Annotated in this window: 19 protein-coding genes; 8 read left to right on the top strand and 11 right to left on the bottom strand. The window is 62.3% G+C overall.

The features are described 5' to 3' along the window. The first annotated feature begins 59 nt into the window (after positions 1-59). Entirely contained in the window at positions 60-332 is a 273-nt protein-coding gene (locus tag M5B42_RS01480; RefSeq protein WP_002552737.1) for an HU family DNA-binding protein, read from the top strand. A gap of 242 nt (positions 333-574) precedes the next feature. Beyond that, positions 575-2,434: a SurA N-terminal domain-containing protein gene (locus tag M5B42_RS01485; protein ID WP_248744820.1), complete on the top strand. Its 1,860-nt coding sequence runs from the start codon at positions 575-577 to the stop codon at positions 2,432-2,434. A 96-nt stretch (positions 2,435-2,530) separates the two neighbouring features. On the opposite strand, the gene M5B42_RS01490 is transcribed toward M5B42_RS01485, so the two are convergent. The 7 genes from M5B42_RS01490 to gloB all read right to left on the bottom strand — a co-directional run bounded on the left by M5B42_RS01490 (position 2,531) and on the right by gloB (position 12,444). Beyond that, the gene (locus M5B42_RS01490; protein ID WP_248744821.1) at positions 2,531-4,144 is read right to left on the bottom strand and encodes an ABC transporter ATP-binding protein; all 1,614 of its coding nucleotides are present in this window, start codon (positions 4,142-4,144) and stop codon (positions 2,531-2,533) included. A gap of 1 nt (position 4,145) precedes the next feature. Beyond that, positions 4,146-5,165 (bottom strand): ABC transporter permease, encoded by a 1,020-nt coding sequence (locus tag M5B42_RS01495; RefSeq protein WP_103497813.1) that lies wholly within the window; start codon positions 5,163-5,165, stop codon positions 4,146-4,148. A gap of 1 nt (position 5,166) precedes the next feature. Then, complete coding sequence (locus M5B42_RS01500; RefSeq protein ID WP_103497814.1) at positions 5,167-6,240, bottom strand: microcin C ABC transporter permease YejB; 1,074 nt, start codon at positions 6,238-6,240, stop codon at positions 5,167-5,169. A gap of 1 nt (position 6,241) precedes the next feature. Beyond that, positions 6,242-8,083, bottom strand: coding sequence for an extracellular solute-binding protein (locus M5B42_RS01505; protein ID WP_103497816.1), 1,842 nt, complete (start codon positions 8,081-8,083; stop codon positions 6,242-6,244). Then, complete coding sequence (locus M5B42_RS01510; RefSeq protein ID WP_248744822.1) at positions 8,080-9,912, bottom strand: extracellular solute-binding protein; 1,833 nt, start codon at positions 9,910-9,912, stop codon at positions 8,080-8,082. The genes M5B42_RS01505 and M5B42_RS01510 overlap by 4 nt, the downstream gene beginning before the upstream one ends. A 247-nt stretch (positions 9,913-10,159) precedes the next feature. After that, on the bottom strand, positions 10,160-11,566 hold the full coding sequence (locus tag M5B42_RS01515; RefSeq protein WP_248744823.1) for a transglycosylase SLT domain-containing protein: 1,407 nt from the start codon (positions 11,564-11,566) through the stop codon (positions 10,160-10,162). A 98-nt stretch (positions 11,567-11,664) separates the two neighbouring features. After that, positions 11,665-12,444, bottom strand: coding sequence for a hydroxyacylglutathione hydrolase (gene gloB / locus M5B42_RS01520; protein WP_248744824.1), 780 nt, complete (start codon positions 12,442-12,444; stop codon positions 11,665-11,667). A gap of 74 nt (positions 12,445-12,518) precedes the next feature. Here gloB and M5B42_RS01525 point away from each other — a divergent pair, with 74 nt between their 5' ends. The 4 genes from M5B42_RS01525 (at position 12,519) to M5B42_RS01540 (ending at position 15,310) form a co-directional block, all read left to right on the top strand. Continuing rightward, complete coding sequence (locus M5B42_RS01525) at positions 12,519-13,277, top strand: methyltransferase domain-containing protein (RefSeq protein WP_248744825.1); 759 nt, start codon at positions 12,519-12,521, stop codon at positions 13,275-13,277. Positions 13,278-13,371: 94 nt separating this feature from the next. Further along, positions 13,372-13,824: a ribonuclease HI gene (gene rnhA / locus M5B42_RS01530; RefSeq protein WP_100942753.1), complete on the top strand. Its 453-nt coding sequence runs from the start codon at positions 13,372-13,374 to the stop codon at positions 13,822-13,824. Continuing rightward, complete coding sequence (gene dnaQ / locus M5B42_RS01535) at positions 13,817-14,572, top strand: DNA polymerase III subunit epsilon (RefSeq protein ID WP_103497822.1); 756 nt, start codon at positions 13,817-13,819, stop codon at positions 14,570-14,572. Before rnhA ends, dnaQ begins: the two co-directional genes overlap by 8 nt. Positions 14,573-14,737: 165 nt before the next feature. Continuing rightward, positions 14,738-15,310 (top strand): GNAT family N-acetyltransferase, encoded by a 573-nt coding sequence (locus M5B42_RS01540; RefSeq protein WP_100942751.1) that lies wholly within the window; start codon positions 14,738-14,740, stop codon positions 15,308-15,310. Between the two features lie 12 nt (positions 15,311-15,322). Here the strand turns inward: M5B42_RS01540 and M5B42_RS01545 are convergent, their stop codons facing one another. Next, positions 15,323-16,213 carry a LysR substrate-binding domain-containing protein gene (locus M5B42_RS01545; protein WP_248744826.1) on the bottom strand — a complete coding sequence of 297 codons (891 nt, stop codon included), beginning with the start codon at positions 16,211-16,213 and terminating at the stop codon, positions 15,323-15,325. A 99-nt stretch (positions 16,214-16,312) separates the two neighbouring features. After that, positions 16,313-16,549, bottom strand: a complete 237-nt coding sequence (locus M5B42_RS01550) for a hypothetical protein (protein ID WP_103497825.1) — start codon at positions 16,547-16,549, stop codon at positions 16,313-16,315. A gap of 217 nt (positions 16,550-16,766) precedes the next feature. Between M5B42_RS01550 and M5B42_RS01555 the strand changes: the two genes are divergently transcribed. Beyond that, positions 16,767-17,327 (top strand): NADPH-dependent FMN reductase, encoded by a 561-nt coding sequence (locus tag M5B42_RS01555; protein ID WP_103497826.1) that lies wholly within the window; start codon positions 16,767-16,769, stop codon positions 17,325-17,327. Here the strand turns inward: M5B42_RS01555 and M5B42_RS01560 are convergent. Beyond that, complete coding sequence (locus M5B42_RS01560) at positions 17,324-17,986, bottom strand: TetR/AcrR family transcriptional regulator (protein WP_152737340.1); 663 nt, start codon at positions 17,984-17,986, stop codon at positions 17,324-17,326. The genes M5B42_RS01555 and M5B42_RS01560 overlap by 4 nt on opposite strands. A gap of 53 nt (positions 17,987-18,039) precedes the next feature. Here M5B42_RS01560 and M5B42_RS01565 point away from each other — a divergent pair, with 53 nt between their 5' ends. Continuing rightward, the gene (locus M5B42_RS01565; RefSeq protein ID WP_152737341.1) at positions 18,040-19,143 is read left to right on the top strand and encodes a DUF2855 family protein; all 1,104 of its coding nucleotides are present in this window, start codon (positions 18,040-18,042) and stop codon (positions 19,141-19,143) included. A gap of 9 nt (positions 19,144-19,152) precedes the next feature. On the opposite strand, the gene phnX is transcribed toward M5B42_RS01565, so the two are convergent. Next, positions 19,153-19,980: a phosphonoacetaldehyde hydrolase gene (gene phnX, locus M5B42_RS01570; RefSeq protein WP_103497830.1), complete on the bottom strand. Its 828-nt coding sequence runs from the start codon at positions 19,978-19,980 to the stop codon at positions 19,153-19,155. Between the last annotated feature and the right edge of the window lie 144 nt (positions 19,981-20,124).

The raw sequence follows: 20,124 nt of genomic DNA on the forward strand, positions 1-20,124 counted from the left end.
AGGTTTAGCTTTCACCCAAAAACTTAGAAATATACTCAATAGATATAAGGGGACTTAGAGTGAACAAGTCGGAACTGATTGATGCTATCGCTGCATCCGCTGATATCCCGAAAGCTGCTGCTGGCCGTGCGCTGGATGCAGTCATCGAATCCGTCACTGGCGCTCTGAAGGCTGGCGACTCCGTTGTACTGGTAGGTTTCGGCACCTTCTCCGTGACCGACCGTCCTGCTCGCATCGGTCGCAACCCTCAGACCGGTAAGACGCTGGAAATCGCTGCTGCCAAAAAGCCAGGTTTCAAAGCCGGCAAAGCACTGAAAGAAGCTGTCAACTGACATTCGTTCAAGCCTTTGCCTATCCGGGTCGGGTTATTGCCTGATCTGGCCGCGGAGCGGTGAAGCGGTCGGCCAGGGTCCTTTTTCAGGGCCGGCCTGACACGCCGAGGGACGCGTATCGAGCCCTCATCCGCTCTGCCAGTTACGAGAAGGCGCATCCTCGGATGCGCCTTTCTTCTATCCGGATTCTACCCACGCTCCACGGTTGCCCACATTGAAGTTCAACCGTTTCTGGGGGACGCATGCTGCAAAATATCAGGGACAATTCACAAGGCTGGATTGCCAAGACCATCATCGGAGTCATCGTCGCATTGATGGCGCTGACCGGTTTCGATGCCATTTTCAGGGCCACCTCCACTAGCCAGGACGCGGCCAAGGTCAACGGTGACGAGATCACCCAGACCGAGCTGAGCCAGGCGGTCGACATGCAACGTCGCCAACTCATGCAACAGCTGGGCAAGGATTTCGATGCCTCGTTGCTGGATGAGAAAATGCTCCGCGAATCCGCCCTCAAGGGGCTGATCGATCGCAAGCTGCTGCTGCAGGGCGCCGAGAAGTCGAAGTTCGCTTTCTCCGAGGGTGCTCTGGACCAGGTCATCCTGCAAACCCCTGAATTCCAGGTGGACGGCAAGTTCAGCTCCGATCGTTTCGACCAGGTGATTCGTCAACTGGGCTACGGTCGTATGCAATTCCGCCAGATGCTGGCTCAGGAAATGCTGATCGGCCAGATCCGTGCCGGTCTGGCGGGCAGTGGTTTCGTCACTGATGCCCAGGTACTGGCGTTTGCCCGTCTGGAAAAACAGACCCGCGATTTCGCTTCGCTGAACGTGCCGGTCGATCTGTCGGCGGTCAAGCTGACCGATGACGAGGTCAAGGCCTACTACGACAAGCACGCCAAGGAGTTCATGACGCCGGACCAGGTGGTCGTCGATTACCTGGAGCTGAAGAAGTCCTCGTTCTTCGATCAGGTCACCGTCAAGGATGAAGACCTGCAGGCGCTGTATCAGAAAGAAACCGCGAACCTCGCTGAACAGCGTCGTGCCGCGCACATTCTGATCGAAGTGAATGACAAGGTGAACGACGCACAGGCCAAGGCGAAGATCGAAGAGATCCAGCAGCGCCTGGCCAAGGGTGAGCATTTCGACGCCCTGGCCAAGGAGTTCTCCCAGGACCCGGGTTCGGCCAGCCATGGCGGTGACCTCGGTTTCGCCGGCCCGGGTGTCTATGACCCGGCCTTTGAAAAGGCGCTGTATGCCTTGACCAAGGACCAGGTGTCGGGACCGGTGCGCAGCGAGTTCGGTTATCACCTGATCAAGCTGTTGGGCGTCGAGGCACCGCAAGTGCCGACCTTCGCCAGCCTGAAGGACAAACTGACCCGCGAGCTGAAAACCCAGCAAGTGGAACAGCGTTTCGTCGAGGCGACCAAGCAGCTTGAAGACGCCTCGTTCGAAGCCTCCGACCTGGCCCAGCCGGCCCAGGACCTGAACCTGAAGGTGCACACCTCAGCGCCGTTCGGGCGTGAGGGTGGTGAAGGTGTGGCAGCCAACCGTGCCGTGGTAACGGCGGCGTTCAGTCCGGAAGTGCTGGATGAGGGTGCCAACAGCACCGCCCTCGAGCTGGACCCGGACACCGTGGTGGTATTGCGTGCCAAGGAACACCACAAGCCTGAGCAACTGCCTCTGGCCAGCGTGGATGCACCGATTCGCAAGCAATTGACCAAGGAGCACGCCACGGCGGCGGCCAAGGTCAAGGCGGACGAACTGATCGCCAGCCTGCGTGAAGGCAAGGCACTGCCGGCCGGCCAGACCTGGAAAACCCAGGAAGCCGTCACCCGCGGTCAGGAAGGGGTTGATCCTGCAGTGTTGCAAGCGCTGTTCCGCATGCCCAAGCCCGAAGGCAAGGACAAGCCGACCTTCAGCACCGTGACCCTGGCTGATGGCAGCCTGGTGCTGGTGCGTCTGAACGGCGTGAACGAAGGCGCGGCACCAAGCGAAGAAGAGAAGGCGTCCTATCGTCGCTTCCTCGCCTCCCGTGCCGGCCAGCAGGACTTCGCGGCCTACCGCAAGCAGCTGGAAGGCCAGGCGGACATCAAGCGCTTCTGAGGCACTTGATTCAGCCAACGCTCGCTACATAAAAAAAGACCGCTCATTGAGCGGTCTTTTTTATGTCCGGGAAACAGGAGTCGTCGCTCGGCGTACCTACACTGAACCCGTCCCGGGCACCAGGAACGCCGCTTCCAGCAACTGTTTTGTATAAGGATGTTGCGGCGCGGCAAAGATGTCCTTTGCGTCGCCTTGTTCAACGGCCTTGCCATGCTTGACCACCATCAACTGGTGGCTCAGCGCTTTGACCACCGCCAGGTCGTGGCTGATAAACAGGTAGGTCAGGTTGTACTTGATCTGCAACGAGCGCAGCAGTTCGACGACCTGGCGCTGCACCGTGCGGTCGAGGGCCGAGGTCGGCTCGTCGAGCAGGATCAACGCCGGCTTGAGCACCAGCGCCCGGGCAATGGCGATGCGCTGGCGTTGTCCGCCGGAAAACTCGTGGGGGTAGCGGTTGCGGGTTTCCGGATCCAGGCCGACTTCTTTCAGCGCCGCGATGATCGCCGCTTCCTGTTCCTGCTCGTTACCGATCTTATGGATGCGCAGACCTTCGCCGACAATCTGGCTGACGCACATGCGCGGGCTGAGGCTGCCGAACGGGTCCTGGAACACCACCTGCATTTCCCGACGCAACGGTCGCACCTGCTTCTGGGACAGGCCGCTCAACGACTGGCCTTCGAAACGGATATCGCCCTGGCTGCCGATCAGTCGCAGGATCGCCAGGCCGAGGGTGGATTTGCCCGAGCCGCTTTCGCCGACAATGCCCAGGGTCTGGCCCCGGGGCAGGCTGAACTGGATGCCGTCCACGGCCTTCACATGGTCCACGGTGCTGCGCAACAGGCCTTTCTTGATGGGGAACCAGACCTTGAGGTCGTCCACCTCCAGCAGCGGCTCACCGACCTCGGTCACGGCCGGTTCGCCACGGGGTTCGGCGCTGAGCAGTTCACAGGTGTAGGGATGTTGCGGGGCCTGGAACAGGGCTTCGCAGTCGGCCTGCTCGACGATCCGGCCGCGCTGCATGACGCACACCCGGTGGGCGATCCGGCGTACCAGGTTGAGGTCATGGCTGATCAGCAGCAGGGCCATGCCCAGGCGTGCCTGCAGTTCCTTGAGCAATTCGAGGATTTTCAACTGCACCGTCACATCGAGGGCGGTGGTCGGTTCGTCGGCGATCAGCAGCTCCGGCTCGTTGGCCAGGGCCATGGCGATCATTACACGCTGTCGCTGGCCGCCTGAGAGCTCGTGTGGGAGGGCTCTGAGGCGTTTGTGTGGCTCGGGGATGCCCACCAGCTCCAGCAGCTCCAGGGTGCGTCGAGTGGCCACCTTGCCGGTCAGGCCCTTGTGGATGCCGAGCACTTCGTTGATCTGCTTCTCGATGGAGTGCAGCGGGTTCAGCGAGGTCATCGGCTCCTGGAAGATCATCGCGATGCGATTGCCGCGGATGTGGCGGATGGTCTTCTCTTTCAGGGTCAGCAGGTCCTGCCCGGAATACTGGATCGTACCGCTGGGGTGGTGGGCCAGGGGGTAGGGCAGCAGGCGCAGGATCGAGTGCGCGGTGACCGACTTGCCCGAGCCGCTTTCGCCCACCAGGGCCAGGGTCTCGCCGCGACGGATATCGAAGCTGAGGTTTTCCACCACCCGCTGGCGCTGCTCGCCGACCACGAACTCCACCGAGAGGTCGCGCACTTCGATCAGATTGTCCTGATTCATCTTACTTCCTCGGGTCGAAGGCATCGCGAGCGGACTCGCCGATAAACACCAGCAGGCTGAGCATCAAGGCCAGCACGGCGAACGCGCTCATGCCCAGCCAGGGCGCCTGCAGATTGGATTTGCCCTGGGCCACCAGTTCGCCCAGGGACGGCGAGCCGGCCGGCAGGCCGAAGCCGAGGAAGTCCAGGGCGGTCAGGGTACCGATGGCGCCGGTGAGGATGAAGGGCATGAAGGTCATGGTCGAGACCATGGCGTTGGGCAGGATATGGCGGAACATGATCGCGCCGTTCTGCATGCCCAGGGCCCGGGCCGCTCGGACATATTCCAGGTTGCGCCCACGGAGGAACTCGGCGCGCACCACGTCCACCAGGCTCATCCAGGAAAACAGCAGCATGATCCCCAGTAGCCACCAGAAGTTCGGCTGGACGAAGCTGGCGAGGATGATCAGCAGGTAGAGCACCGGCAGCCCGGACCAGATTTCCAGGAAACGCTGCCCGGCCAGGTCGACCCAGCCGCCATAGAAGCCCTGCAAGGCGCCGGCGATCACGCCGATGATGGAACTGAGCACGGTCAGGGTCAGGGCGAACAGCACCGAGATGCGGAAGCCGTAGATCACCCGGGCGAGCACGTCGCGGCCCTGGTCATCGGTGCCCAGCAGGTTGTCCGCCGATGGCGGGGCGGGGGCCGGGACACGCAGGTCGTAGTTGATGCTCTGATAGCTGAACGGAATCGGCGCCCACAACGTCCAGGCGTCCTTGGCCTTGAGCAGTTCGCGGATGTACGGGCTCTTGTAGTTGGCTTCCAGCGGGAACTCACCGCCGAAGGTGGTTTCCGGATACCGCTTGAGGGCCGGGAAATACCAGCCGCCGTCGTAGTGCACCAGCAGCGGCTTGTCGTTGGCGATCAGCTCGGCGCCGAGGCTCAGGACGAACAGCACCAGGAACAGCCATAGCGACCACCAGCCGCGCTTGTTGGCCTTGAACCGTTCGAAACGTCGGCGATTGAGGGGGGATAACTGCATCTCAATGCTCCCGATGTTCGAAGTCGATCCGCGGATCGACCAGGGTGTAGGTAATGTCGCCGATCAGTTTCACCACCAGCCCCAGCAGGGTGAAGATGAACAGGGTGCCGAAGACGATCGGATAGTCGCGGTTGATCGCCGCCTCGAAGCTCATCAGGCCCAGGCCGTCGAGGGAGAAGATTACTTCCACCAGCAGGGAGCCGGTGAAGAAGATGCCGATGAAGGCCGAGGGGAAACCGGCGATAACCAGCAGCATGGCGTTGCGAAACACATGACCGTAGAGCACGCGGCGCTGGGTCAGGCCCTTGGCCTTGGCGGTGACCACGTACTGCTTGTTGATTTCATCGAGAAAGCTGTTCTTGGTCAGCAGGGTCATGGTGGCGAAGTTGCCGATGACCAGAGCGGTAACCGGCAGCGCCAGGTGCCAGAAGTAGTCGAGGATCTTGCCGCCGAAGCCCAACTGATCGAAGTTGTTCGAGGTCAGTCCGCGCAAGGGGAACCAGTTCAGGTAGCTGCCTCCGGCGAACACCACGATCAGCAGGATCGCGAACAGGAACGCCGGAATCGCATAACCGACGATGATCGCCGAACTGGTCCAGACATCGAAATGACTGCCATGGCGAGTGGCTTTGGCAATGCCCAGCGGAATGGAGACCAGGTACATGATCAGGGTGCTCCAGAGCCCGAGGGAAATTGATACCGGCATCTTTTCCTTGATCAGGTCGACGACCTTGGCATCGCGGAAGAAGCTGTTGCCGAAGTCCAGGGTCGCGTAGTTCTTGATCATGATCCACAAGCGTTCCGGCGCCGACTTGTCGAAGCCGTACATGTGCTCGATTTCCTTGATCAGGGCCGGGTCCAGGCCCTGGGCACCGCGATAGCTGGAACCGGCCACCGAGACTTCCGCACCGCCGCCGGCGATCCGGCTGGTGGCGCCTTCGAAGCCTTCGAGCTTGGCGATCATCTGTTCCACGGGGCCGCCGGGGGCGGCCTGGATGATCACGAAATTGATCAGCAGGATGCCGAACAGGGTCGGGATGATCAGTAGCAGTCGGCGAAAAATATAGGCCAGCATCTTATTGCTCCGCGCTCGTGCTGTCGGTTTGTAGCGGTACCGCCGGCTTGGCATCCGGCTTGATCCACCAGGTGTCGAGGCCGATATCGTAGGCCGGCGAGACTTTCGGGTGGCCGATATGGTCCCAGTAGGCCACGCGCCAGGTCTTGATATGCCAGTTGGGGATCACGTAGAAGCCCCATTGCAGCACGCGGTCCAGGGCGCGGGCATGCTCCACCAGGCTCTGCCGGGAGTCGGAATCGATCAGCGCTTCCACCAGCTCATCCACCGCCGGGTCCTTGAGGCCCATGAGGTTGCGGCTGCCGGGTTTGTCGGCGCTGGAAGATTTCCAGAACTCGCGTTGCTCGTTGCCCGGTGAGTTGGACTGCGGGAAGCTGCCGACGACCATGTCGAAGTCCCGCGAGCGCAGGCGGTTGATGTACTGGGAAACATCGACCCGGCGAATCACCAGATCGATGCCGATGTCGGCGAGGTTGCGCTTGAACGGCAGCAGCACCCGCTCGAAATCGGTCTGGGCGAGGAGGAACTCGATGCTCACCGGCTTGCCCTGGGCGTCGACCATCTTGTCGTCGACGATGCGCCAGCCGGCCTCCAGCAACAGCTGGTAGGCACGGCGTTGTTGCGGACGGATCATGCCGCTGGCGTCGCACACCGAGGGTTCGAAGGCCTGGGTGAAGACCTGTTCGGGAATCTTGCCCCGCAGTGGTTCGAGGATGGCCAGCTGGGCGGCGTCCGGCAGGCCGGTGGCGGCCATTTCCGAGTTTTCGAAATAGCTGCGGGTACGGTGGTAGGCGCCGTTGAACAGCTGCTTGTTGGTCCACTCGAAGTCGAACAGCAGGCTCAGGGCCTCGCGCACGCGGATATCCTGGAACATCGGTTTGCGCAGGTTGTAGATGAAGCCCTGCATGCCCGTCGGATTGCGATTGGGGATCTGCTCCTTGATCAACCGACCCTGGGCGACCGCCGGGGTGTTGTAGGCGTTGGCCCAGTTCTTCGCGCTGTTCTCCAACCAGTAGTCGAATTGCCCGGCCTTGAGGGCTTCCAGGGCTACGGTGCCGTCACGGTAGTAGTCCATGACCATGGCATCGAAGTTGTAGAAACCGCGGTTGATCGGCAGGTCCCTGGCCCAGTAGTCCTTGACCCGCTCATAGCGTACCGAGCGTCCGGCCCTGACCTCGGCCAGCTTGTACGGCCCGCTGCCGAGGGGGAACTCCAGGTTGCCCTTGTTGAAGTCACGGTCGGCCCACCAGTGCTTGGGCAGCACCGGCAGTTGGCCGAGGATCATCGGCAGTTCACGGTTGGTGGTGCGCTTGAACTTGAACAGCACCCGCAACGGGTCTTCGGCGATGACGTCGTCGACGTCGGCGTAGTAGGTCCGGTACAGCGGGGCGCCATCCTTGATCAGGGTCTGGAAGCTGAACACCACGTCTTCGGCGCGCATCGGGTGGCCGTCGTGGAAGCGTGCCTCAGGGCGCAGGTAAAAGCGCACCCAGCTGTTGTCCGGGGCCCTTTCGATTTTTTCCGCCACCAGCCCGTATTCGGTGAAGGGCTCGTCCAGGCCATGGCGCATCAGGGTGTCGTAGATCAGGTCGAGACCATCGGCCGGCACGCCCTTGCTGATAAAGGGGTTGAGGCTGTCGAAACCGCCCATGGACGACTGGCGGAAGGTACCGCCCTTGGGGGCGTCGGGATTGACGAAGTCGACATGCTGGAAATCGGCCGGGTATTTCGGGGGTTCGTTGTAGAGCGTCAGGGCATGTTGTGGAGCAGCGACGGCAAGGCCGGCCAGGGCGCTGAACAGCAGGCCGCTGAAGGGCAGGAACAGGACGCGCGAAAACATCATTGGGCTTTCTCCGAAGCTTTCATCCACCAGGCGCTCAGGCCCAGGGTGTACGGCGGCGTGGTGACGAAGGCGAACCGGTTGCGGTAGGCCAGGCGATGATAGTCAAGGTACCAGTTGGGAATCATGATGTGTTGCCAGAGCAGGACCCGGTCCAGGGCGCGACCGGCGGCCAGTTGCTCGTCTTGGGTGTGGGCCGCCAGCAGGGCTTCGAGCAGATGGTCGATCACGGGGCTTGCGACCCCCGCGTAGTTCTTGCTGCCTTTGACGCCGGCCTGGCTGGAATGGAAGTACTGCCATTGCTCGAGTCCCGGGCTGAGGTTCTGGTCCAGGGTCATCAGGATCATGTCGAAATCGAACTGGTCGAGACGTTGTTTGTACTGGGCACGATCCACTGTTCGCAGGCGGGCGTCTACACCTATGCTCGCGAGGTTTTCGACGTAGGGCTGGAGGATCCGTTCCAGGTTCGGATTGACCAGCAGTATTTCAACGCGCAGGGGTTGGCCGTTCTTGTTCAGCAGGCGCTGGCCGTCGAGTTTCCAGCCGGCGTCGCCGAGCAGGGCGAGGGCGCGGCGCAGGGTTTCGCGGGGGATGCCGCGACCGTCGGTCTGCGGCAGGCTGAAGGGTTCGCTGAACAGCCGGGCCGGCAGTTGTTCGCGGTAAGGCGCCAGCAGCAGCCATTCCTGCCCGGCCGGCACGCCCGTGGCGGAAAATTCGCTGTTGGGATAAAAGCTCATGGCCCGCCGGTAGGCCCCGCCGAACAGCGTGCGGTTGGTCCATTCGAAGTCGAACATAAGGCCCAGGGCTTCGCGCACCGGGTCTTGGGCAAAGCTGGCACGGCGGCTGTTCATGAACAGACCCTGGGTCTGGGTCGGGATCCGGTGGGGGATCCGGGTCTGGATCACTTCGCTCCGCTCGACGGCTGGAAAGCGGTAGCCGCTGGCCCAGTTCTTGGCCTGGTGTTCGATATAGATATCGAACTCACCGGCCTTGAAGGCTTCGAAGGCGACGTCGCTGTCGCGATAGAACTCCACTTCGACGCGATCGAAATTGTATTTGCCGCGATTGACCGGAAGGTTTTCGCCCCACCAGTTCCTGACCCGTTCAAAGACCAACTGGCGACCCGGTTGCACCTTGCTGATGCGATAGGGGCCACTGCCCAGTGGCGGCTCGAAGGTGGTGGCGGTGAAGTCGCGGCCTTGCCAGTAGTGCTGCGCCAGCACCGGCAGTTCACCCAGGCGCAGGATCAGCAGCGGATTGCCCGAGCGTTTGAAGACGAAGCGGATCCGCTGAGGCGTAAGCACGTCGACCCGGGCCACTTCCTGCAGGCTGGTGCGGTACTGCGGATGACCTTCCTTGAGTAGCAGGCGGTAGGAAAAGGCCACGTCGTAGGCGGTAATTGGCGTGCCATCGTGGAAACGCGCCTCGGGCCGCAGGTTGAACACCACCCAGCTGCGATCCTCGCTGTACTCCACCGACTGGGCGATCAGGCCGTAGCTGGCGTTCGGTTCATCCCCCGAGGGTGCGTACTGGCCGGTGCCGGCCATCAGGGTGGCGTTGAGCTCGTTGACGCCGTATTGCAGGAAATTGGGCGTGCTGACCGGGCTGGTGCCCTTGAAGGTATAGGGGTTGAGGGTGTCGAAGGTGCCGAACGCCATCACCCGCAAGGTGCCGCCTTTGGGGGCATCGGGGTTGACCCAGTCGAAGTGGGTGAACCTGGCGGGGTACTTGAGCGTGCCGAACTGCGCATAACCATGGCTTTCGCTGATCGTCGCGCTTGCGGGAGAGCTCAAGGCCAGGCTGATGAACAGCAGGAGGAGGGGACGCGTCAAGGCAGAGATCCGATCCAGGCGGCTTGGGCTATAGGGCCAGTACCTTAACAGCTTGTATCGGGTGGAAAAAGGCGCGCCGGAAGAGGCGCAATCCCCTTGTGAATGTCAGGTTGGAAATCTGGGCTTGCAGGCGACGCCGAACCTGTAGGAGCAGGGCTTGCCCGCGAAGCTTTTGGCGGTCTCGAGGCCGCCTTCGCGGGCAAGCCCTGCTCCTACAGGGGCGTGATGTTTTCGCGGTCGTTGGCGATTAGCGCGGTTGGGAAACCGTCAGGATCTGCCCGGGCTTGAGCGCCTGGCCAGTGCGCGGGTTCAAGCGCTTGAGGTGCTGCATCTCGACATTGAAACGCTTGGCGACGATATACAGCGAATCGCCTTTCTGCACCTTGTAGGTGGTAGCGGCCTTCTTGCTGGTCACGGCCTTGACGTTGTCCTGCATGACCAGGGTCTGGCCGACCTTGAGGTGATGCCCGGAAAGCTTGTTCCAGTGTTGCAGGTCCTTGACGTCGACCCGGTTGGCCTTGGCGATCGAGGTCAGGTTGTCGCCGGTCCTCACCTTGTAGCGGCGGGTCAGGCGTACCGGTGAATTGCCGGCGAGGGATTCGAACACCGGCTTCTTCGGCCGCAGGCTGATCAGCTCTTCGGGTTTCATCCGCGACAGGCTGGCGGTCAGCAGTTGCGCCTTGGAACTGGGCACCAGCAGGTGCTGCGGACCGTCCATCGTGGCTTTCTGCTTGAAGGCCGGGTTGAGCTGGATCATCTCGTCTTCGTCGATCTCGGCCAAGGCCGCGACCCGGCTGAGGTCCATGGGCTGGTTGACTTCGACGGTGGCGAAATACGGTTCGTTGGCAATCGGGTTCAGGTTCACGCCGTAGGCTTCGGGGGCCATGACCACCTGGGACAGGGCCAGCAGCTTGGGCACGTAGTCGCGGGTTTCCTGGGGCAGCGGCAGGTTCCAGTAGTCGGTGGGCAGGCCGAGCTTTTCATTGCGCTCGATGGCCCGGCTGACCGTGCCTTCGCCGGCATTGTAGGCGGCCAGGGCCAGCAGCCAGTCACCGTTGAACATGTCGTGCAGGCGGGTCAGGTAGTTCATCGCCGCGATGGTCGACGCGGTGATGTCCTTGCGCCCGTCGTAGAAACGGTCCTGGCGCAGGTTGAAAGAGCGGCCGGTGGACGGAATGAACTGCCACAGGCCGACGGCATCGGCTCGTGAATAGGCCATCGGGTTGTAGGCGCTTTCGATCACCGGCAGCAGCGCCAGCTCCAGCGGCATATTACGTTCTTCCAGGCGCTCGACGATGTAATGAATGTAGAGGCTACCGCGGGAGCTGGCGTTTTCCAGGAATTCGGGGTTACTGGCGAACCACAGGCGCTGTTGTTCGATACGCGGGTTCACACCCAGGCCGTCCTGCAACTGGAAGCCCTGGCGCATGCGCTCCCATACGTCCTGGGGCGGCGTGTGCTTGGCCTTTTCGCTGAGCCAGATCGGTTTCTGCTTGATCCGGGCGCTGAGGTTCGGGGTCGGTTCGTTGTTGCTGTCCACCGGGGTATGAAGGCTTGAACAGCCGGCCAGGGCGGCGGACACAGCCACGGCAACAGCTTGAGCCAATCGCGTCAATGCGTCTGAATGGGTGGGTTTTCGGTTGGATGACGACATTGGCTGGAAGTGAGTTCCGGGCGAAAATGTCGGGCGATTCTAGAAAGCGCTCAGGGTGCGGTCAACCATTCAGATTTTTTGCGTTGACCGCACCTTGATCAGAAGCTGTCTTTCCAGCGGCGCAGGGCCGCAAAAACCTCACTCGGCGAGCCGTTGTCGAGGCCGTTCCGTTCGTCTGCTTTTTCTTTAACAGATGTTTCGCCGACCCGCAGAAACGGGTTGGTCTTCAATTCCAGTGCCAGGTTCGAGGGCAGGCTGATGCGTCCTTCGGCCCGCCATTGGCTGACCTGTGCCATTCGTTCGGCGATGTCCGGGTTCTGCGGTTCGACCGCCTGGGCAAAACGCAGGTTGCTCAGGGTGTACTCGTGGGTGCAGTACACGCCGGTGGTCGCCGGCAGCGCCGCCAACCGGCTGAGGGAATGGTGCATCTGTTCTGGCGTGCCTTCGAACAGGCGCCCGCAGCCGGCGGCGAACAGCGTGTCGCCGCAGAACAGCAGCGGGCGGGCGGCATCGCCATGGTAGAAAGCGATATGCCCCAGGGTATGACCGGGCACGGCGAATACCTGGAACTCGAGGCCGAGCACCGTGACACTGTCGTTATCGCTCAGTGCCAGGTCGCGGGCCGGGATGTTTTCGCTGGCCGGACCCAGTACCCGGGCGCCACTGGCCTGTTTCAGGCGCTCGACACCGCCGACATGGTCGTGGTGGTGATGGGTGACCAGGATATCCTCGAGTTGCCAGCCCGGATGCTGTTCCAGCCAGGCCAGCACCGGCCCGGCATCGCCCGGGTCGACCACGGCGCAGCGGCGGCGGACAGTATCCTGTAACAACCAGATGTAGTTGTCGGTGAAGGCGGGCAGTGCGTCGATCTGTATCATGGTGCAATTCCCAAGCGCAAAACAATGGCGCATCTTAGTGCTTGTAAAGCACTTGTGGCGAGTTGGAGAAGGCAATGACCGATAAAGCGTTCGCTCAGGCTGATCCTGACTGGCTGGCACTGATCAGCGCGGCCCGCGACTGGCTGTCCGGTCCCCTCGGGCAACTGCTGCTCGACGAGGAGCGGCGCATGCTCGAGGACGAGCTGGGGCGGTATTTCGGCGGCTACCTGGTGCATTACGGCCCCTCGGCCGAGACCCCGCCGCAGGCCGACCAGGTGCGCCGCAACGTGCGCCTCGGCGCGCCGCTGCCGGGGGTGGAGATCGTCTGCGAGGAGCAGGCCTGGCCGCTGAGCGAGCATGCCGCCGATGTGGTGGTGCTGCAGCACGGCCTGGATTTCTGCCTGTCGCCCCATGGCCTGCTGCGTGAGGCCGCCGCCGCCGTGCGTCCCGGTGGGCACCTGCTGATCCTCGGCATCAATCCCTGGAGCGCCTGGGGGCTGCGCCATGTTTTCGCCCATGACGCGCTGCGCAAGGCCCGCTGTATTTCACCCTCGCGGGTGGCTGACTGGCTCAACCTGCTGGGCTTCGCGCTGGAGAAACGCCGCTTCGGATGCTATCGTCCGCCGCTGGCGTCGGCCGCCTGGCAAGCGCGGTTGGCGGGCTGGGAGCGGATCGCCGGCGGCTGGCAGCTGTCGGGTGGCGGCTTCTATCTGTTGGTCGCGCGCAAGATCGTGGTCGGCCTGCGGCCCGTGCGCCAGGTACGCCGCGAACCGGTCGGCAAGCTGGTACCGCTGCCGATGGCCAAGGTCAACCGGCGACAAAGCGAAGAGTAAGCATTTTTTTCCTTGAGGGTCGAGCCTGCTCGGCCCGGGATGCGTCGGTCAGTTACCGGCGCGCCACGGGGTCATTTTCGATGGAAAGGTTGTAATGAGCGATACTGTTGAACTCTTCACCGACGGTGCCTGCAAGGGCAATCCCGGCCCAGGCGGCTGGGGTGCCTTGCTGGTCTGCAAGGGCATCGAGAAAGAACTCTGGGGCGGCGAAGCCAACACCACCAACAACCGCATGGAGTTGATGGGGGCGATTCGCGGCCTCGAAGAGCTCAAGCGTCCCTGCGAAGTGTTGCTGGTGACCGACTCGCAGTACGTGATGAAAGGCATCACCGAGTGGATGGTCAACTGGAAGAAACGCGGTTGGAAGACCGCGGCCAAGGAACCGGTGAAAAACGCCGACCTTTGGCAGCTGCTCGACGAGCAGGTCAGTCGGCACACGGTGAAATGGAAGTGGGTCCGCGGGCATATCGGCCATCACGGCAACGAGCGTGCCGACCAGTTGGCCAACCGTGGCGTGGATGAAATACGGGGGATCAAACATGCGTAGCGTGGTGCTCGATACCGAAACCACCGGTATGCCGGTCACCGACGGCCATCGTGTCATCGAGATCGGTTGCGTCGAGTTGATGGGGCGCCGCCTCACCGGCCGGCATTTCCACGTGTACCTGCAACCTGACCGCGAAAGTGATGAAGGCGCCATTGGCGTCCACGGTATCACCAACGAATTCCTGGTGGGCAAGCCGCGTTTCGCCGAGGTGGCCGACGAGTTCTTCGAATTCATCAAGGGCGCCCAGCTGATCATCCACAACGCGGCGTTCGACGTGGGGTTCATCAACAACGAATTCGCCTTGATCGGTCAGCAGGACCGTGCGGACATCACCCGCCACTGCAGCATCCTCGACACCCTGATGATGGCCCGGGAACGTCACCCGGGGCAGCGCAACAGCCTCGATGCCCTGTGCAAGCGCTACGGCGTCGACAACTCCGGCCGCGAACTGCACGGCGCCTTGCTCGACTCGGAGATTCTCGCCGACGTCTACCTGACCATGACCGGCGGTCAGACCAGCCTGTCCCTGGCCGGCAACGCCACCGATGGCAATGGTTCCGGTGAAGGCTCGGGCAACCAGGCCAGTGAAATCCGCCGCCTGCCGGCCGATCGCCAGCCGGCGCGGATCATTCGTGCCAGCGAAAGCGACCTGGCCGAACACCTCGTGCGTCTCGAAGCGATTGCCAAGTCCGCCGGCGCCCCGGCGCTCTGGACCCAACTGGCCGAGGCCGACGCGCAACGCCACTGAGCAGCGCGCGGATGATCTTTTGTGCAGCGGCGATTGACCTTCTAAGCTGAAGGGACCGGTGCAGCGAGGTCCACTGTCCGGGGACCGGATGTCCCCGGACAGGACCCCGACGTTTCTCCTCCCGATCGTGCACCGTGACATCAAGGCTTGAGGATGATTGGCCCAATGCATTTAGTCACGAACCCGAAGTATCCCGAGGTATCGGTCCGTGTAGCTGACGCTGGTTTCTCCGAGTACATCTGGGGCAGCGATTTCAGTTTTCAGGTCAAGGCCCATGGCTTGGCCGAAATCGGCAAGCGGGTCGACCAATGGCCACTGGTGCCGGTGGCGCCCTATCGCAAGTGTTATGGCATCGACCCCGAGGAGTTCGCCAGCTATCGCGCGGCGGTGGACAGCGAAATCTTCATGGCCTACCTGGACGGTCGTGCGGTCGGCCATGTGGTGGTCAGTACCAACTGGAACGGTTTTGCCCATGTCGATGAGCTGGCGGTCGACGCCTCGGCGCGGCGTCACGGCGTGGCCCGGGCGCTGCTGGATGTAGTGCGCTTCTGGAGCCACAAGAAGAACCTGCCGGGGATCATGCTGGAAACCCAGAACAACAACCTGGGCGCCTGCCGCCTGTACGAACGTTGCGGTTATGTACTGGGCGGGATCGATCATCTGCGTTATCGCGGAATCGATGCGCAAACCGCCGAGGTGGCGGTCTTCTGGTACCTGTTGTTTGCCGGACAGCCCTGACGGGCGGCCGGCTCAGAGTAGCATCGCGGTGGCTTTCTCGCCGACGATTTCCCGCAGGGCCTTCAAGGCGGCGCTCGGTTCGCGGTCCTTGAGGGTCAGGGCGTACAGGGTGACACCAATGGCCGGTGATACCGGGCAGACATCCAGTCCGCCGGCCCTGGCCCCGACCGCTGTGAACGGGTCGACAATCGCCAACCCTTCACCGGCTTCGACCATGCTGCGCATCATCTGGTAGGTCTGCACCCGCGTCTGTACCTGGGGCGCCGGCCGCAGGGCCTGCAGCTTGCTGTCGAGCATCAGGCTGAGGGTGTCCTGCTCCTCCAGGCCGACCATCGATTGCCCGGCCAACTCCTGCAGGGCGATGTATTTCTGCTTGGGTTGCAGCCAGCCGTGGGGCGCCAGCAATTGCAGCTTGCCCTCGGCCAGGGCCTGGGCGTGGATCTGTGGATGATCGGGATTGTGCAGGCTCAGGCCCAGTTCGACCTCCCTGAGCAGTAGCTCACGGACGATCTCGCGGGTGTGCTGGCTGGCGAGGGTGCAGGGGGTTTCGCGAAAGCGTCGGCGCAAGGCCGCCAGGCTCTGGGGCAGCAGTTGCTGGGCCAGGGTCGGTGTGCAGACCACCCGCAGGGCGGGGTCCTGATGTTGACGCAGGCTGCCGGCCAGTCGCCGCAGCGGTTCCACTTCCGCGTACAGGCGGTGGAGCAGGGGTTGCAGCTCGCGGGTTTCCCGGGTCGCCTGCATCCGCCCGCGCACGCTGGCGAACAACAGGAAGCCCAACTGCTGCTCGGCGTCCTGCAGGGTCGCGCTGACGGTGGCCGCTGGCAGTTGCAGCAACTCGGCGGCGGTGCCGAGGTTGCCGGTCTGCAGAAGGGCCTGGATTACTTCGATATGGCGTAAACGCATGCTTGAAGTCCGTGTCCAGCCGGGAGGGGGTCAGTGGACTGATCCTAACTCAAGTCTGCGCACATGACTTCAGGTGGCTGTTGCGCCTGTTGTCCCAGATCAGGAAGCGGTCGAGGTCTCGGGTTCACGGGTGAGCGTGACCCCGGATTGAACCAGCTGAAATGAGTTGTGGTCGATTTTGTTGACGCGATCGCCAATGGCCAGTTTGTAGGTGGTGACAGGCTCCGTGCCGGCCAGGCCTTCGGCTGAAGGCGTGGATTCCTGGAATTCATGCACGGAATAGACGCGACCTTCCGCATCCCTGGCATGAAATTGTCCGACGAGTACTGCGGCCATCTGTTTAGAACCTCTGGAAATGAAAACCCGATTTGCGGCTCAGTAGACCGTGGTTTGGCGGGGGAAGTTTTGCAAGGTGGAAAATATAGTCTCTCTACTCTACAGGCTCCGGGGCATCGAAGGGGAAAGCAGTGGACTGACGGGAGAAAATCGTCGGAACAATAGCGGCCGATCATCTATAACTACTGTTCCTTCGCCCAGATAGTCGGGAGTTCTTATGAGCAACGTCTACACGGTCGCTGTGCTGGTTGGCAGCTTGAGAAAACAATCCATCAATCGCAAGGTGGCGCTGGCCCTGGCCGGGCTGGCACCGGCGAACCTGAAGCTGACGATTGTCGAGATTGGCGATCTGCCACTTTACAGCGAGGATATCGATACCGACGCGCCGCCGGCGGCCTACAAGGTCTTTCGCGAACAGGTCCGGGCCACCGATGCGGTGCTGTTTGTCACCCCGGAATACAACCGTTCGGTGCCTGGAGTCCTGAAAAACGCCATTGATGTTGGCTCGCGGCCCTATGGCAAAAGTGTCTGGAGCGGCAAGCCGGGGGCGGTGATCAGCGCCTCGCCGGGAGCGATTGGCGGTTTTGGCGCCAATCACCACTTGCGCCAATCCCTGGTGTTCCTCGACGTACCGTGCATGCAACAGCCGGAAGCCTATCTGAGTGGGGCGGGCAGTGCGTTCGACGAGGCGGGCCACCTGTCGGAGACGGTCAAACCTTTCCTGCAGAGCTTTATCAATGCCTATGGGCACTGGGTCGAGCGCAACAGGAAGATCTAGAGGGGATTTGCCAGGCGCTGATGGATCAGCCCCTGGGTTTCCCGCAGCCAAGCCTCCACCTGTGTCGCGGACAATTGCGCGGTGATGCAGTAACGCCGCCCGCCCCAGACCAGCACCAGCCAGGCATCGATGGCCTGGTCCGAAGGTCTGGAGGCGAGGTCCGTGCAGGCGTCGAAGGCCTCCCGCCATTTCTGCGACAGTTCCTGGAATACCCGTTGATGGTGCTTGGGCTCCGCGATCTCATGTTCGAGCATCAGCAGCGGGTAGTCGAACAGCGGCTGCTCGGAGCTTGCCGGATGACCGCTGAGCTGTACCAGACGCTCGACCCGTGCCTGCCAGTCCAGGCCCTCGGCACGGATCACCTGGTCATCGAGCTGACACAGCAAGCGCTCGACGCTATGGCGCACATAACCGGACAGCAGCGCGGCCTTGCTCGGGAAATAATCGTACAGCGTACCGATGGCCACCCCGGCTTCCAGGGCGACCGCGCGGGTGGTCAGGGCGGACCAGCCGTTGCGCTGCCAAATCCGAACAAAGGCTTCGTAAATGGCCTCGACGGTGAATATCGCCCGGGCCTGACTGGGCCGCTTGAGCGGCTTGGCGCGGGGCTTGAGGCTATGTGCAGCCGGCTTGCCGGCGTTTCCGAACCCGTTCTTCATGGTCTGCCATTAAGCTGGTTCCACCCGCAATCGTCGCAGAGAGGAGTCTGATTATGCCAAGTGCCAGCACGGTAACACGACTGATCACCCGCAAGAACGACCTCGGCCAGAGCCGGATCGAAACGCAGGAACGTGCCCTGGTGGTCGGTCCCGGCGAGGCGATCCTCAAGGTCGAACGTTGCTCCCTGACCACCAACAACATCACCTACGCCGCCTATGGCGACTCGATGAACTACTGGGGCTTTTTTCCTACCGCGGAGGCGGAGTGGGGGCATATACCGGTCTGGGGCTTTGCCGATGTTTTGCTGTCGAATGTCGATGGGGTGGCGGTGGGGGAACGCTTCTACGGTTACTTTCCGATGGCCAGCCATTTGTGGATGAAACCGGAACGGGTGACCGAACGGGGCTTTTATGACGGTGCCGAGCACCGCAAGGACCTGACCTCGGCCTACAACCAGTACACCCGTTGCAATTGGGACCCTTACTACAGCCCGGATACCGAGGACCTGCAGATCCTGCTCAAGCCGTTGTTCCTGACCTCGGCGATGCTCGCCGACTTCCTTCAGGACAACCAGTTCTTCGGCGCCACGCGCCTGGTGTTTTCCAGTGCGTCGAGCAAGACCGCCTTTGGTACGGCGGTGTGCCTGGAGGGGCGGCCCGAGTTGACCCGTGTGGCGTTGACGTCCTCGGCCAATCGGGCGTTTGTCGCCGAGCTGGGCTGTTATGAGCAGACCTTGGCCTACGATGAACTGGACCGGCTGGAAACCGACCAGCCGACGCTGTATGTGGATTTTTCCGGTGATCTGGCGTTGCGTGACCGGGTGCATCAACGCCTCGGCCGGCAACTGGTCTACAGCTGTTTCGCCGGCTCCGCGCAAACCACCGGCGAGGCGCAACTCACGGCGATCGAGGGACCGCAGCCGGTGTTCTTTTTTGCCCCCATCCAGATCCGCAAGCGCAATGCCGAATGGGGGCCGGAACGGGTCAGTCAGTATATCGGCGAAGGCCTGCAGCGGTTCTATCAGACGGTGAGCGAAGGGCCGGCGCCGCTGCTGGAGGTGGTCGTCGATGAAGGCTACGAGGCCGCCCGACAGTTGGTCTCACGCCTCTATCACGGGCAGGTGCCGCCGACCCAGGGCAATATCATCAAGCTCTGAAGCCCTGCATCAGTTGCCCTGGGGCATTTCACCCTTCGCCAGACGCTTGTTGATATCGTCGATTACCTGCGGCAGATCGTTGAGGGTGTCGATCAGGTAATGCGGCCGGGAGCCGGCGAACAGTTCGTGGATACGCTGGCGTTCGGCGTCCAGGGTCGCCCGGTCGAGGTCGCGGTACTGCTCGTAGGTCAGCCCCAGCGCATTGCCGGAACAGACCAGGGCGACGGTCCACATGCCGGCCCGACGGCCTTCGAGGATTCCCGGTACGGTGTCGTCGACCTTGACGCAGGCGGCGACATCGTCGATGCCCAGCGCGATCACGTTGGCCAGTGCCTGGGCCGGCCAGGGGCGACCGTTCGGCACCTCGTCGGTGGCCACTACATGGTCGGCAACATAACCGTTGCCGGCGGCCAGGGCCACGACCTTTTCCATGACCCGGGCCGGATAACCCGAGCACGAACCGATCTTCAGGCCTTGCTGGCGCAGTGTGGCGATGGTCTCCAGGGCTCCTGGAATCAGCGCCGAGTGTTCGGCGATCTTCTCGATCTGCAGGGGCATGAAGCGCTGGTAGATGGCGGTGACGTCTTCATCGCTCGGGGCGCGGCCGAAGGCTTGGCGGTAGCGTTCGGTGATCGCCGGTTGGTCGCACAGCGTGCGGATATGGTCCCATTTGCCCATGCCCATGGGGCCGCGGGCTTCTTCGATGGAGACTTGTACGTCGAACTCGGCGAAGGCCTCGACAAATATCTGGGTCGGGGCGAACGAACCGAAATCGACGACGGTGCCGGCCCAGTCGAGGATCGCGGCTTGCAGTTGGGTGGGGTTGCGGTAGTTCATGTCGATCAGCCTTTGAATACAATAAAAGAGTTGGAATACAAACCTGTAGGAGCCGGCTTGCTGGCGATGCGCTCTGATCGTCGCCATCGTTGTCGCCTGGAAAAACGCTATCGCCAGCAAGCCGGCTCCTACAGGGGGCGTGTT

It is taken from the genome of Pseudomonas sp. MWU12-2037, assembly GCF_023242345.1.
In the GTDB taxonomy this organism is placed as follows: Bacteria; Pseudomonadota; Gammaproteobacteria; order Pseudomonadales; family Pseudomonadaceae; genus Aquipseudomonas; species Aquipseudomonas gingeri_D.